Origin of the sequence: Lactobacillus iners DSM 13335, assembly GCF_000160875.1 — a bacterium.
Taxonomy (GTDB): Bacteria; Bacillota; Bacilli; order Lactobacillales; family Lactobacillaceae; genus Lactobacillus; species Lactobacillus iners.
In genome coordinates, this window is sequence record NZ_GG700805.1 from 1 (window position 1) to 16007 (window position 16007).

13 protein-coding genes and 1 other annotated feature are annotated in these 16007 nt (G+C 30.6%); of the genes, 4 read left to right on the forward strand and 9 right to left on the reverse strand.

Going from position 1 to position 16007, the window contains the following annotated elements; translation table 11 throughout:
* Window positions 1-171: 171 nt before the first annotated feature.
* Entirely contained in the window at window positions 172-1587 is a 1416-nt protein-coding gene (locus HMPREF0520_RS02040; RefSeq protein WP_006729238.1) for an APC family permease, read from the reverse strand.
* Between the two features lie 195 nt (window positions 1588-1782).
* On the opposite strand from HMPREF0520_RS02040, the gene HMPREF0520_RS02045 reads away from it, so the two are divergent.
* Together HMPREF0520_RS02045 and HMPREF0520_RS02050 are read left to right on the forward strand one after the other, a co-directional pair.
* The gene (locus HMPREF0520_RS02045) at window positions 1783-2484 is read left to right on the forward strand and encodes an ABC transporter ATP-binding protein (protein WP_006729239.1); all 702 of its coding nucleotides are present in this window, start codon (window positions 1783-1785) and stop codon (window positions 2482-2484) included.
* A gap of 9 nt (window positions 2485-2493) precedes the next feature.
* On the forward strand, window positions 2494-4935 hold the full coding sequence (locus tag HMPREF0520_RS02050; RefSeq protein WP_006729240.1) for an ABC transporter permease: 2442 nt from the start codon (window positions 2494-2496) through the stop codon (window positions 4933-4935).
* A 51-nt stretch (window positions 4936-4986) separates the two neighbouring features.
* Here HMPREF0520_RS02050 and dltD read toward each other — a convergent pair whose 3' ends face one another.
* From dltD to HMPREF0520_RS02080, 6 genes are all read right to left on the reverse strand, one after another.
* On the reverse strand, window positions 4987-7272 hold the full coding sequence (dltD, locus tag HMPREF0520_RS06200; protein WP_006729241.1) for a D-alanyl-lipoteichoic acid biosynthesis protein DltD: 2286 nt from the start codon (window positions 7270-7272) through the stop codon (window positions 4987-4989).
* Window positions 7265-7504 (reverse strand): D-alanine--poly(phosphoribitol) ligase subunit DltC, encoded by a 240-nt coding sequence (dltC, locus tag HMPREF0520_RS02060; protein ID WP_006729242.1) that lies wholly within the window; start codon window positions 7502-7504, stop codon window positions 7265-7267. The genes dltD and dltC overlap by 8 nt, the downstream gene beginning before the upstream one ends.
* A 45-nt stretch (window positions 7505-7549) precedes the next feature.
* The gene (gene dltB, locus HMPREF0520_RS02065; protein WP_006729243.1) at window positions 7550-8767 is read right to left on the reverse strand and encodes a D-alanyl-lipoteichoic acid biosynthesis protein DltB; all 1218 of its coding nucleotides are present in this window, start codon (window positions 8765-8767) and stop codon (window positions 7550-7552) included.
* Window positions 8764-10281: a D-alanine--poly(phosphoribitol) ligase subunit DltA gene (gene dltA / locus HMPREF0520_RS02070; RefSeq protein ID WP_006729244.1), complete on the reverse strand. Its 1518-nt coding sequence runs from the start codon at window positions 10279-10281 to the stop codon at window positions 8764-8766. Before dltA ends, dltB begins: the two co-directional genes overlap by 4 nt.
* Window positions 10282-10299: 18 nt before the next feature.
* A complete protein-coding gene (locus HMPREF0520_RS02075; protein WP_006729245.1) occupies window positions 10300-10455 on the reverse strand; it encodes a teichoic acid D-Ala incorporation-associated protein DltX in 156 nt (51 codons plus the stop codon).
* A gap of 375 nt (window positions 10456-10830) precedes the next feature.
* On the reverse strand, window positions 10831-11979 hold the full coding sequence (locus tag HMPREF0520_RS02080; protein ID WP_006734683.1) for a YncE family protein: 1149 nt from the start codon (window positions 11977-11979) through the stop codon (window positions 10831-10833).
* A 150-nt stretch (window positions 11980-12129) separates the two neighbouring features.
* On the opposite strand from HMPREF0520_RS02080, the gene cbpB reads away from it, so the two are divergent.
* Window positions 12130-12621, forward strand: coding sequence for a cyclic-di-AMP-binding protein CbpB (gene cbpB, locus HMPREF0520_RS02085; protein ID WP_006730814.1), 492 nt, complete (start codon window positions 12130-12132; stop codon window positions 12619-12621).
* A 74-nt stretch (window positions 12622-12695) separates the two neighbouring features.
* Window positions 12696-12744: a sequence feature (sodium ion sensor (DUF1646 type); this cis-regulatory element may regulate processes involved in with the transportation of sodium ions), on the forward strand.
* Between the two features lie 62 nt (window positions 12745-12806).
* Entirely contained in the window at window positions 12807-13967 is a 1161-nt protein-coding gene (locus tag HMPREF0520_RS02090) for a cation:proton antiporter (RefSeq protein WP_006729249.1), read from the forward strand.
* A gap of 47 nt (window positions 13968-14014) precedes the next feature.
* On the opposite strand, the gene HMPREF0520_RS02095 is transcribed toward HMPREF0520_RS02090, so the two are convergent.
* Window positions 14015-14662, reverse strand: coding sequence for a type II CAAX endopeptidase family protein (locus HMPREF0520_RS02095; protein ID WP_006733319.1), 648 nt, complete (start codon window positions 14660-14662; stop codon window positions 14015-14017).
* A 17-nt stretch (window positions 14663-14679) separates the two neighbouring features.
* Window positions 14680-15990, reverse strand: a complete 1311-nt coding sequence (locus HMPREF0520_RS02100) for an NCS2 family permease (protein WP_006729251.1) — start codon at window positions 15988-15990, stop codon at window positions 14680-14682.
* Window positions 15991-16007: the final 17 nt, after the last annotated feature.

Here is a 16007-nt window from a genome sequence, read left to right on the forward strand (position 1 = left end):
GAGCTATTTTTTTATTTTATTTTTTTATACGAACATTGCTAAAAGCAAGCATTTCAAGCATTTGCTTTACTCTCCGAAAGTATAGCTTTTCGTCACGTTTTGTCATTAATATTATTCGTATTTTTTAAAAAACTATATGGTAGCTTTTTATAAACAAAAAAGTTATAAAAATCATTTTTTATAACTTTCTTGATTTTGTAATTTAGAATGTTTTACACCATAAAAAATATAAACCAGTAACCCAACTATCAGCCATAATGTAACCATTATTTTGGTCAATATAGGTAACATCAAAATAAAATATAAACTAAATATACCTGCTAAAACAGGTAACACTGGATAAAGTGGCATTTTAAATCCTTTATTAACTATATCTTTACGTTTACGCAATGGAATGATACCAAACGATATTAATGTAAAAGCTAACAATGTTCCAGCATTAATTAATGCTGCAAGCTCAAATAACGGCACTAATCCAGCAAAAAATGCTGCCACTATAGTAGCAATAATAATAGCATTATCAGGTACCTCTCTAAATTTATCAACTTTGCCCATAGCAGGTGGTAGCAAATGATCACGACCAAGAGCATATAGCAAACGAGATCCACCGAGCAGCATAGTTAACATAGCGGTAAAAATACCGATTAGAGCACCTAATGTAATTATTTTATTAAACGAATGCAAACCCACACTTTTTAATGCATATGCTGCAGGATCATCCACACCTAATTTTTTATAATTAACCATTCCTGTCAATACTAGAGAAAATGCTACATAAAGTACTACTGATATCAATACAGTACCTAAAATACCACGAACTACGTTTTTTTCTGGCTTAATAGTTTCAGCCGAATTGGATGCTAAGGCATCAAAACCAATAAAAGCAAAGAAAGCTGTTGCAGCAGCAGTAGATATACCTCCAATACCAAAAGGAGCAGTTTGAAACTTTTTAGGATAAAAAGGTATATAATTATCTGCTTTAATATAAAAAATGCCGATAATTATGAACAAAATGATGATAGAGACTTTAATAATTACGGCTATATTTTCTACACGCTTAGATAGATTTGCTCCTTGATATATTATAAATGCAACAATCAGCGTAATTAAAACCGCACTAAGGTTAATAATTCCACCTTGCAAAGGCCCAGCTTGCAAGGATTTAGGTAAATTAAACCCAAAAGAGTTTAAAATATTATCATTAAAATACGAAGCAAAACCAGTAGCTTCAGCCGAAACCGCTAAGAAATACTCTAATAATAGCGACCAGCCTAATATCCAACCAACTATTTCGCCATATATGATGGATCCGAAAGAATAAGCTGAACCAGCTACAGGCATTGCAGAAGAAAATTCAGCATAAGCCATACCAACAATGCCAGATACCACAGCTGCTAAGAAAAAAGCTACTGCAACAGCTGGACCTGAATGATCCGCTGCTTCATGACCAGGTAATATAAATATTCCAGTTCCGATAACTGCACCTATACCTAAAGCTATCAAGTCTCGTGCATTCAGGCTTCTAACTAAGCGTGCATCTGATTTAAGATATGTATCAATAGATACTTTCTTAAAAAAATTACTCATAAAAAAATTACTCCTAGTAATATAGTTTATAGTTTTTTAATAATTAATTAATAAATAATATAAAACTAACGATTATTATACTTGATTTAATCTAAATAAAAAAGACATTTTGCTAAATTTTATTGTCATAAATATTAACTTAAAGTTACAATTTAAGTATAGGTATAGTAGGATTTTGCCAGGAGGGGAAAAGCCATGACATACATTGACATAAAAAATTGCACTAAAATATTTAAAAATGGTATGGAGAAAATCTATGCTAATAATAATATTAATTTTGTAATAAATAGAGGTGAACTAGTCATCATTTTAGGATCTTCTGGTGCTGGAAAATCAACTCTATTAAATATTTTAGGTGGTATGGAGAATTGCAGTTCAGGAGACATCATAATAGATGGCAAAAATATATCTCATTACTCACATAAAAAACTAACAAAATACCGCCGATATGATGTAGGATTTGTTTTTCAATTCTATAACTTGATACCAAACTTAACTGCCAAAGAAAATGTAGAACTAGCAGCAGAATTAGTCGCCAATGCTATGCCAGCAGATAAAGCATTAAAATTAGTTGGACTAGAAAATCGCATGAACAATTTTCCTTCTCAACTATCTGGTGGCGAACAACAAAGAGTAGCTATCGCACGAGCTATAGCCAAAAATCCAAAATTACTTTTATGCGACGAACCAACAGGAGCATTAGATTATAAAACTGGTAAAAAAATACTCAATCTTTTGCAAACAATGTGTCATAACTCTGGTGTTACAACTATTATTGTGACACATAACAGTGCCATTGCTCCTATAGCCGACAAAATTATTCATATACAAGACGGACAAGTTAAAAAAATAGATATTAATTCTGATCCCACATCTATTGATGACATAGAATGGTAGGCGACTTTTATGAACAAAAAAGTTTTATGGCGTTATAGTATTCACTCAATTACTAATTCCATTACCAGGTTTATAGCAATCACACTTCTTTTAGGATTAGGAACTTTTGCATTATTAGGCTTAAAAAGTACTGGACCCGACATGCGTGCAATTGGTCGCCAATTTTTTGTCAAACAAAATTTAGCAGACCTAATCATTACTTCTAATTATGGTATCGATAATATAGATAAAAAACTTTTACAAAATTTTAAAGATACAGCTAAATTAGAATGTGGATATCAACAAGATGTAATAACTAAGAAAAATAACTTGGCAATTAGAATTTTTTCAAAGCCCAAAAACATTAGCATCCCTAAAGTAGTTACTGGAAAAATGCCTAGCAAAGCTAATGAAATTGCCTTATCTTTCTTATTACAGAACAAATTTCATATAGGTCAAACTATCACCTTTAAACATTCATCAACGATTAAATCACATTCTTTCAAAATAGTTGGTTTTATCAAATCGCCTGAATATTTAGACCGCTCTTTTGTTGGACAAACTAATATTGGTAATGGAAGACTAGATGGATTTGCAACTATTACCAAAGGTAATTTTCAAAGTCCTGTCTACCATGTTGCTCGCTTAAAATTAAAAAAAGTCAAACATATTGACCCTTACAACAAAAAATACAATCAGTTTGTTTATTCTGACCAGCAAAAATTATATAAACTATTGAATGCAAACCTTAGCCATAAAGATATGCAAGCTAATTTGTTTAAAAATACTTTAGGATTACCATATTATACGGTACAAAGCAGAGATAACCTGGAAAGCTACACGCAGTATATCTCTAACTCAAAAAAAATTGATATTTTATCAAATGTCTTTCCTGTATTTCTTTTTGCAGTTGCCGGATTAGTAACTTTTTCAACAATGACACGTTTTATTGATAGTGACCGAATCAATATAGGTACATTAAAAGGTCTGGGATATTCTAATTTAGATATTGCATTACAATTCGTTATTTTCAGCACATTAGCTAGCAGCTTAGGAATTTTTATAGGTGCTTATACAGGCTTTAACTACTTACCTAATATAATTATGAAAGCTTATTTAGCAAATTCCATCCTTAATGACCAGCTGATTAATTTAATATCCGTACCTTTACTAATTGAAGCTATTATTATCTGTGTATTATCAACTATTGTCGCTTCTATGTGGGCTCTTTGGGGTGCACTCAGGGAGGAGCCTAAAGCATTATTACTACCTAAGCAGCCAAAATTAGGGTCTTCTATTTTACTGGAAAAAATTCCTCCTTTATGGAATAGATTATCCTTTTCCTTAAAAATAACTGCTAGAAATGTTTTTCGATTTAAAAGTAGAATGTTCATGACAATTTTGGGTATAGCAGGTTGTTGTGCTTTATTAGTCATGGGGTTAGGAATTCGGGATTCGTTAAAAGAAATTGCTGATACGCAATATGGCGATATTATCAAATATGATTTAATTGCATTACATAACCATCAAATACCACAAAATAATAGTCATTACCAATCAATCATTAATGATAACTATGTTAAACGACACACATACATAAACTATAAAGTATGTCATACTAAACAACCACATAAATTTATTGATTCTAATATTCAAGTAATTACTTTTGCAGATAAGAACGTTTTAAAAAAATATTTTGACTTACGCAATAGACGAAACAAAGAACGTTATTTACTAAATTCATCTGGTGCTATCATTAATGAAAAATTAGCTAAAATAATGCATGTCAAAGTAGGAGATAAACTTACTTTTAAAGATAATTATAACCATACAAAAAAGGTGACTATTAGCCACATATGTGAAATGTATTTAGGTCACTATCTATTCATGAATCGAAAAACTTATCAAAAAGTTTTTCAAACAAGCTATACATCTAATGCAGACATGATTTCTCTGAAATCGCATAAAGATTTAAACAAATTTAATGAAAAACTGCTAAAAACAAATAATTTGCAAACGATTCTATCTAATCAAACATCATTTAAAACATTAAAAAACTTTACTGGCAACTTGACTGAAGTAATAATAATTTTAATTATAATGGCTATTATGTTGGCTTTAATAGTTATCTACAATTTAACAAATATCAATATGCTCGAGCGAATACGTGAAATAGCAACCCTTAAGGTTCTGGGATATTTTTCTATAGAAGCTACAATGTATATTTATCGCGAGACTATTATTCTAGCTATATTTGGAATTTTTGGAGGCTGGTTTTTAGGATTTTTACTACACAAATTCATCATTGTACAACTACCTCCTAGTTTTGCAATGTTTGATCCTAATATATATCTTGATAATTTATTAATATCTGCAATTATTCCCCTAGTTGTTACAACAATCTTAGCATTCATCATCCATTTTAAAATAAAGAAACAAGACATGTTACAAGCGTTACAGTCTGTAGAATAACAAAAAAGCTAATCTATCTCAAAATAGATTAGCTTTTTTCAAAGCATTTTTTTAATTAGATAAACCTAATATCAGCTTATTCATAGTAGCACGCAATGCAAAGAATCTTTTAATAGGCATATTAGTTTGTACAATAATAGCATTGGAGCCGTCTTTAGATATACGTACAAAATTACTAAAGCCGTAGCCATAACCATTACATGATTTAAATGATACAAAATTGTAAAATCCACCCATATAGTTAGAGCCATCATTTTTATTATTGACCTTATTAAATAATTCTTTTATTGATTGATTAGAGATAATCTTACCTTGCAGAATATATCTAATAGTCTTGTACAAATCAGCATTAGACATATATATATTGCCTGCACCTACTAATCCATGCAACTGGTTAATATCAATATTAACTTTTACTAATGGATTAGATACGTTATCCAATGATTGATAACTATTAACCGCTCCTATTTCTAACATTTTTGCAGGTTTAGACCAAGCAAAAGCTGTATGTTTTAATGCTAACGGCTTAATGTATGTAGCAGTGAATAATTGTTCATACGTTTTATGAGTAATCTTTTCTAGAATACCTGATATCAATACATAATTAAAGGAATCATAATATCGCTTGTTATACAACTTCGGTGAGAAAATTATATTCTTCTTGATATCATATCTTATACCAGCTTGATTTGATTTAAAGGTCGACGTCCCTAATATCGCACGAGGACGTGTAGCTAAACCTGATGTCATGCTTAATAATTGAGATATAGAAATCTTATCAGCAGATGGTACTTGCGGATAAAACTTAGACAACTTATCCGATAAACTTAAGCGTCCCTTCTCTACTTGTTTCATGAGCATAACAGCTGTCATAACTTTTTGCGTAGAATTAATTAAATAACTCGAATTAGGTAATGTTTCCTTTTTCATATCATAATCTGCATAAGAGTTTTGATAATTTAAAAATGGTTTGTTATTTTTAATAACTAGCACATTTCCACGCACTTTAGCATTATCAAGGGCTTGTTTAATATGTAACTGAGCTTGTTTCTTAGGTGTTAACTGCTTAGTTGTATGTTTAATATTAACTTTATTAGCCCATGTTTTACTAAAATAATAATTTTTTAGATTGTATGATATTGGTATATTACATTGTTTCATCAATGGTCTTACATACTTGTCAACTTCAAGCCAACCATTCCAACCCAAATGAATCGTATCTTCCATAAAGTATGGCTTACCACCATCTCTAGAAAGATCCGCAATATTATAAAAGCCTTGACTAATTAACTGTTGCTTAATCTTAGCAACGGTTTTTTGATACATTTTGGAAGAAAGTCCTGTATAATCACTCCATTTTTTATTAACAGGAGGGATAACAAACAAAACATTAACATGTTCTTTAGCAAATTCACTCAAAACCAATTGCAAATCAGAGTATTCTGGCGATTTAGTATAATTAAACGTCTTTTGAGCCCCTTTTAAGCGTTGTAAATTAGCATTGTTAAGTCTCTTAGTATAAAATTGATTAGCAATTCCAAAAGAATTATTATTAGTATTTAATTTTCCTTCAAGAGTAGCAACTTCATGCAACTTATTTAGATCGTACTTATCAGGTAACTTTTCCGATACTTTTTTGATATGGTCCACATTATCATCACAGAACATAGAAGTGAAAAAATTATCTTCATTCAAAAGCATCCGTCGACGTATTCTAAACCACAAAAGTTGCTCAGGTGTTAATTTCTTGCCGGAAGCAATCATCATTAATGCATAATTAGTTATAACATTAGAATTAATAGCCACTTTGGGCATTGACAACAAACGCCTTGCAACATATCTAGTCGCTATACTATCTTTAGCAGATAAAAGCCAATTAACTAATTGTAACTGTGAAAAGTATAAACCAAAAGCATTAGGATTCTGTCCTTGTTTCGTAAACCATTGAGACGAAATAATATACACGGCCTTCTTATTCTGCAATTGTTGCACAGTCTCTTGCATATTAAAAAATTGCGTTAATGATTGGCTACCTGGTCCCCCCAATAAAAAGGGCTTATAATCACGTTTATATTTATACGCTAAGACACTAGGATGGCAACAATCCATACGTAACAATTCACTTGATCCATAAAATGGCACATACTCTTTGCTAAATGCCGCTTGTTTAATTTCCTGTCCCTTGAATATATTTTTAGAACAAGATACTGACGCTTTATACAAAAGCTGTTCCGATTTTATATCAGTTGTCCACGGATACAATAAAACTAATTCTAATAAAACAAAGGCACAAATAAGCGGACCAAAAATATGCAGTAATCTGCTTTTACTATTCATTTTTTAAACTTTCTACTTTTGCAATTATTTTATTAACAGTGTTCCATTCATCTCTGTTAAATTCAGATACAGGTGCAGTAACGTCACACTGTTCTTGCAACTCTAGAAGTAATTGAACTGTAGCCATTGAATCTAGTAACCCTGTATCAAATAAGTTATCATCCATACGAGAAGACAAATCTTCTCCTGTTAATTCATTTAAAATGTCCAAAACAATTTGCTTAATATCCATTATTATATATTCCTTTCAATATCAATATACAAACTTGACTTAAATTTATTTGAACCATAGAGTATCTAAAAATCCAGAGAAAATCAAGAAACCAAAACATACAATGTTAATAGTCAAAAATATGGCAAACGCTTCTGTAAACTTATTATGTGGTATATGATCGCTATGCTTTTTCTTAAATCGCAACCAAATGTCATTAATAATAATAGCTACAGCATGAAAAATACCATATACAATATAATACCATGTTATACCATGCCAAAAACCCATTATTAAGAAATTCAATAAATAAGCTATCTGAGATAACCTAATTCTATTCCTAATCAATCGCTTTTTCATTGCAAAAAAAGTAAATCTCATAAAAATAAAATCACGGAACCAAAAAGACAAAGTCATATGCCAACGATTCCAAAAATCTTTTATATTTTTCGAAATAAATGGCTTATTGAAATTAACAGGAGTATTTATACCCATAAAATAGGATGTACCTACAGCAAACAAAGAATAACCTGCAAAGTCAAAAAATAAGTACATACTATAACAATACATATATCCCACTAATGCCCATGACAACCTAAGTCCTCCATTAGCTTTACCAATAAATAATGCGGTTTTAGCTAATTGCGGTAACCATAACGTACCAAAGACATAACCAATAATAAATTTATATAAAAAGCCTTGAAAAATATAAAAAGTGCCTTTTTCTAAATAATCTAAGTACTGATCTCTAGTTGGAGCTGTGTCATAGTCTTTTTGAAACCGTCTATACCTATCAATAGGACCTGACGAAATCGTAGGGAAAAATAACAAAAAACGTGCATAAGTAACTGGATCAACAGATTTTATCGTCTTATCACGCAATTCCATAATAACTTGAACAGTTTTAAAAGTTAAATATGATATTCCAACAAATCCTATGAGGCTTGAAACGTCGGTTGGAACTAATGGTGCAATTTTAACTAAAGCTAAGGGCAAAATAGATGCAATAACCGCACAAACAAAAACCTTAGTACTGTTCTTCCCTTTTTTTAAATACTTTTGATATAGGAACGTTATCAGAAATTGAAAAATAACATATCCTATAATTTGCACCCCTTGTATCCATTCAGAACCTGAAAACATTAAGAATAAAAAAAGAAATGAAATAAATGCTTCATAATTTTTATATCTTTTGCCATTATAAAGACCAATAATCAAAGGCAACAAAGCTATAAATAAAATGATAAAGTAACGAGGGTTAGTATACGGCTGCAGATTGATCACGCGTTATTAACCTCCTTAATGACTTGTTTAATATTTACTTTGCCATTTTGCGATATTGGCAGCTTATCCTTATAAACAAATCTTTGTGGTATCATATACGGCATAACTTCTTTTTCCAAACTCTCACGAATTTGCTGTGTTATTTCTTTTTCAGAGTACTTTTCCTTAACTCCTTCGGCCAATTCCACCACCGCTACTAATTGTTGTACTTTATTATCTTTATTATATTTAGGAGCAACAACACCATAACGTACTAATGGATTTTTCGATAAATAGAAATTAATTTCTTCTAGTTCAATACGAAAGCCATTAAATTTAATTTGAAAATCGATACGACCACGGTAAAATAACATACCATCCTCAAAAAATCCTAAGTCACCAACGCGATAACTAGGGTACTTTTGTCCATCTTGATGGAAAAAGACCTTCTTAGTTCTTTCAGGATCATTCATATAACCTTTAGAAACAGTAGGACCAGTGACAACAATTTCACCCTGTGATTCTTTTTGTCCTTTAGTAGTATCAATAGTTATTACAGTATCTTCCTTTACTTTACCAATAGGTAAACGGTTATACTTTTTCAGAATTTCATCCGTTATTTCAACTTGAGTAATTGCCACTGTGGTTTCAGTAGGACCATATGTATTAAAGATGTGACTATTACTAAATTTGTTATGCAACATTTGTGCAGTCCTATGACCAAATTCTTCACCGCATAATAAAAAGTGTGTTATGTCAGGATGATGTTCCTGATTGAATGTTGGATCTAAAAAGCACATTTCAACAAATGAAGGTGTAGATACCCAGACATTAAATTTCAAATTAGGTAAAATCTTAAATAATTGACCCAAATTAGATGTTATTTCATGCGGCATAACAACAATGCTACCGCCAGATAATAGAGCTGGATATATGCTCATTACAGATACATCAAAAGAATAAGTAACCTGTGCCAAGAATTTAGGTCTGTCTGGCAATTTGAAATCGGCAAATTCCCAATTTAAGAAACTAACAACATTGTTATAACTAATTTGAACACCCTTAGGCTTTCCTGTAGTGCCTGAAGTAAATAGAATGTAAAAGTTATCATCACCAGCTACAAAATCAGCTTCATTTATCTTAACACTGTCAATTTTGTCTATATCTGATGGCACAATAACATTTACGCCTTCCACGGCAACAGGTAGTGGATCCACCGCTATAACAGTAGTAGCCTTAGAAACATCTTGTATCATAAATAAACGATCACTGTTAGAATATGATGCAATTGGAATATAAGCATGTCCTGATTTTAAGCAACCCAAAAAAGCTGCAATAACATCAAACGTTTGACCTCCCCAGATCATAATAGGCTCTTTAGATGCTAATCCTAAAGAATTAATTTTAGTAGCGTACTGATCTGAACGCAATTTCAATTCACCATATGTTTTTGTATTTCCTAGGTAATCATATGCTAATCGATGTGGATCTTCTAATGCAATCCCATCTATTTTTTGAATTATATCTTTGATCATTTATTAATACCTTTCAAATTAGAAATCCTTATATATAAATTTTGCTGCTCCAATACCACTATATGAATATAGATATACTAAAACTAGCAATATTGCAAAATAAAATAATGTTTTCAAGACAAATATACTTATATTCTTTAAACATGTCTTATTTTTATCATTTATTTTAATCATAATTCCCCCCTAAACATACCATGATTAAATTTTACAACAATATTTCAAAAACGGATATTTATTTATTTGATTGTTCTAGATTTTTTTAATTTATAATAAGCTATACACAAAAAAACTCCTTGAATTATCGATACCAAACAAATACATATTATTATTCTACGTAACATTATACTAGTAATATACCAGCTAGGCTCTGCTGAAGTAGCTAACATATAAGCCGAATATAGAATAACAATAACTAGGGAAACAATAAACATTGGTTGGTGTGTATAATTATACATTTGCAAGATTATATATGCTACAAATATTCCTAACCATCCTGAAATTCTTATCCATCTGCGGACTCCGGGCAAGATCATAATAATTGTTACCTTTCTAACTTCCTAACAACGCATTAATATTAACCGATAAAATTCTATCCATTACCATCATATTATCTCGAGCATAAGCTTTGGAGCCAGATTCAAATAACATTAATAATTGACCATCTACCGCATGTATTTGTTCTAGATATGGTGGCAAATTGACTACTTTATCAGCTTTACTATTATCTAAATTATTTAAAGCAGATGTAGAATAAAAATATAACTTGGAATCTTGACTGCCATAGGATTGACTTAAAATAATTCTATTTTGATAAAATGCTAAGCCTTGGATTTGCGGATCAAGACCTGCACTCCCAGATCCTAAAGCCCAAGAGACTTCCCCTGTGACTGCCTTAATTTGATCACTAATAATTGTTCCTTTATAAGGTTTAGTTCTAGAAATAGGATATGATACTATTTGCCCCTTACAATATTTATTAAAAAGACATATAAATAATTGATTATCATAATATGTAACGCAGGAAGCCCGTTCTACAGTTGGTAAAGTTACAATATGGTCATATTGGACGGACTTATGTTTTTTCTTATAATCATATCTTTTTAGTTTTTTTAATGAAAAGGACATCAAAGCAGCCTGACCATTTTGGCGGCCAGTGATCCAAATATTATGTGCTACAGGATCATATGTAATGCCCCCTAAATGTGGTCTACCAGGCACTTGGATAGTCTTAACATATTTTTGCGTATGACTATTAATAACATATATTACTGAAGCATGTCTATTTTTTGCATCATAAGCTGATACCAAAATATACTTATCTGCTATTGTAATCCCTTGTGGTGTCATTTCATCAGCTTCTGTGATCTTCTTTTTTGTATAATCATATACTCTAGTCACTACTAATCCTGGAATAATTACATTTGAACCGATATGGCTTTGTGAAGGAGCATCAAACGCAGCCTGATATATATTAGGGTATCGTTCCGACAATCTCTTTTTATATGCATATGAACTATTATAACTTGGACTGATACTATTACCATCAGCAGCTTTGATTAAGGCAGGTCTACTATATACATTGATTTTTACGCTTTTATGTTCTAAATAAGAATGATATGCAATAAAAGAAATAATAACCATAAGTGATAAAGATAGGATAATAAAGCAACTTCTAAGTACCTTTTTAAAAATTTTCATCATCATCCCCCTCAAATCTTCATTGTACTATAGGCATATAACTGTGTAAAATATTTATACTACTTCGCTTAATGGGATTTTACAATGAATAATCAGAATTATCTTATATACTATAATATATATAATGTTTCTGAGGAAAGGATTGATTGCATGTTTTCACCTGCTATAAAAAACTTATTAGATAAAAAATCCGGTACGTTTTTCATACCAGCATCAAAAATTGCATTTGTACAAGATGATGCACCTTTATACCATGCTTTTTTAATTTTAACTAAAGTTAGATATGCCAAAATACCCGTTTTAAATAAAGAAAAATGTGTAGTTGGATTATTAAGTCTAGCTATGATTACAAATAAAATGCTCTTAACTGATCATATCTCGACTAATCCTTTAACAATACTTAAAGTGAAAGATGTTATGCAAACTACTTTTAGTAAAATAAATTTTACGCAAACAACATTAGAAACGCAATTGCACTTATTAATTGATAATTCTTTTTTACCAGTTGTAAATGACACAGGCATATTCCAAGGAATACTAACAAGACGCGAATGGATTAAGGCTTTCAATTTTGTAGTACATAATTTTGAAAATTATTATAATGTAATTCCTATTAAAAATCAGAATAAAAATAATAATTAATTTGAATAAATATTGTACAAATTTAATTAATTTTATAAAATATATCTATCTTATACATTTTATATGTTATCAGTGGTTGGAGCATTTAAAGCTTTCAAGATATGCTTATTTGGGTCAATAAGCTTTCTTGAAGCTTTTTTACTTACAACCTTGGTGCATTTTTAACTGGAAAGGAAATATTATTCATGCACTTTTTAGGTGAATTAATTTTAATTTTATTAATTACAACCATTTTAGGGCAGTTGTTTACACGTTTAGAAATGCCTGCTGTCATTGGTCAATTATTATCTGGAATCATTTTAGGACCAGCTATTTTGTCATTAGTACATCCCAATCAAACCATAACCTTGTTTTCTGAATTTGGTGTAATTTTGCTAATGTTCTTAGCAGGATTGGAAAGTGATATAGATTTATTGAAAAAGTATTTTAAGCTTAGTTTCACTGTTGCAAGTACAGGTGTAATTTTACCTGTTCTCTTTATTAGTACCTCATGCTTGTTCTTTAAAATGAAACCTCTAGAAGCTTTATTTATCGGAATAGTGTTTGCTGCTACTAGCGTTTCAATATCTGTTGAAGTGTTAAAAGATGCTAAGCAATTAAATAGCAGAGCGGGAACAGCTATTCTTGGAGCTGCTGTTGTAGATGATATTTTAGCAGTTGTTGTTTTAAGCTTATTTACTACTTTCAGTCATGAAGGTGGACGTAGTGGTTTAACTAATAACTTTTTTATCAACATTGTAATCGAAATAGGTTATTTCATAGTTGTTTGGCTAATATATAAATTTATTGCACCATATTTTATGCGAATTGCAGAAAAAATTTCAGTTTCTTATTCAGTGGTAATTGCCTCGTTGATCTTATCATTAACTATGGCTTGGGTAGCTGATTTTGTAGGATTGAGTGCAGTAGTAGGGGCCTTTTTTGGAGGATTAGCAATTAGACAAACACCTCAATATGAAGAAGTTGCAGAATCGGTTTCTGCTATTGGTTATTCTATTTTTATACCTGTATTCTTTGCAGAAATTGGACTAGTAATGACTTTTTCTAGCATAATTCAAGATGCAATTTTTATTATTTTAATGACCATTTTAGCTTTGTTATCTAAATTCTGGGCTGGTAAATATTCTAGTGAATATTTTGGATTCACGCCTTTAGAAGGTAATATTGTTGGAGCAGGTATGATTTCACGAGGTGAAGTAGCATTAATTGTTGCACAAATTGGAATTGCACATCATCTATTTCCACGTGATATTTACTCCAGTTTGATTTTAGTAATTATCGTAACCACTGTTATATCTCCATTCATACTAAATTATTATATTAAAAAGACGCCACAATTAAGTTAATAATAAAAAGCAAAAAGGACTTGTATTTACATACAAGTCCTTTTTATTTAGCCTAACATATTATTCAACATATGAACTAAAATCGAATATCTCAAATCCTTTGTCTGCAAATATGTAAATGCTAAAATCATCCCCATTACCCAGTATAAGTATATAAAAATCGAAAAAGTTGGATCATGCAACCATGCAAATAAAAAGCCATTGATAATAATGCCAAATATTTTGCTATATATATTATCTTGAGTAAAAAAGTAATTGAAAAATAAACCTCTAAAAATTATTTCCTCACAAAATGGAGCAACTAATATAACTAAAACTTTAAATAGAGAGCCTACTCTTTGTTGCATATGAATTAATTCTTTTTGATTAGCTGAAATATGGTTTGCATAAAAGAATTTTATCATCACAACCTGACAAACAATAAGTAAGATAAACATACCTAATGAAAATAATATTCGCTTAATATCCCAATGTGGCTTATTATTAAACGGTAACTTTTGGTGTTTTAGACCCTTATAATATAAATATGCTAGCAATAAAACACCTACCAAAGAAATAGCTACTGCTAAGATATTATAGAGAGGTTGCCATGTTTTGGGAATTCTGAAAAAATATAATAACTGTAATAGTGTATATATAAAGAAAGCAAAGAAAATATATAATGCATGTATTAGGTTAGAAATAATCTTTTTCATAAACATTACCTTCCATTTTATTTAATATTTAAAATCCAGAGGAAAATAATAAAAATAAAGAACAAAACCCACATCATTGGCGTAATTTCTTTATATTTTTTAGCAGCAATCATACAAATAGGGTATGTAATCATGCCAAGAGAAATACCATCAGAAATACTATAGGTTAAAGGCATACCTAATAAAATCAAAAATGCTGGTACTGCAATTTCTAGTCGATCCCAATGAATATGTGCAGTATTTTGTGCCATCAACACACCTACAATAATTAATGCAGGTGCCGTAACCTGAGCAGTAAAAATTGATAAAAGAGGACTAAAAAGCATTGAAATTAAAAAGAAAATCGAAATAAATACTGCAGTTAATCCTGTTCGTCCACCTACTGCAATACCTGAACTAGATTCAACAAATGCACCCACAGGCGATGTACCTAAAACTGAACCAGCCATCATTGCCGTAGAGTCTGCCGCTAATGCTTTTCCCACTCGCGGCATCTTATTATTTTTAATAAATCCAGCCTGCTGAGCTAATCCAATCAATGTACCTGCAGTGTCAAAGAAAGTAACTAAAAGAAATGTTAAAACAACAACCACCATCTGCACAGTATTAATATCACCAATATGATAAATTGCTTGACCAAATATCGGTTTTAAACTAGGAGCAAAAGATATAAATTTGGTTGGTATAGCAATTTGACCTATTACTATGCCAAATATAGCTGCAAAAACCATTCCAATAAATATAGAACCTGGTATATTTAAAATCATCAAAACTACAGTCAATAAAAGACCAAATATAGTTATCCATACTAAAGGATTCTCCAAAGAACCAATAGATACTAAAGTGGCTTTATTACCAACAATCATGCCACTATTTTGTAATCCTAAAAAAGCTATAAACAAGCCTATACCTGATGATATAGCAAATTTCAAATCAGCTGGAATTGAATTAATAATTTTTTCTCTTAGTTTAAGTAAAGTAATCAATATAAATAAAACAGAGGCCACAAAAACACTAGCTAAAGCTGTCTGCCACTTAACATGCATACCTATACATACAGTGTAAGCGAAAAAAGCGTTGATACCTAAAGCTGGAGCTTCTCCAATCGGATAATTAGCTACAATTCCCATAATTGCTGTTCCTAAAGCTGATGCTAAGGCAGTAGCCGTAAAAACAGCTCCTTTATCCATCCCACTAGCTCCTAAGACACTTGGATTAACAAATAGTATATATGACATAGAAATAAATGTTGTTAATCCAGCTAAAAATTCGATTTTTATACTTGTATGTGCTTCATCTAAGCTAAAATATTTTTTGATAATGTTCATGATAATTCTCCATTACT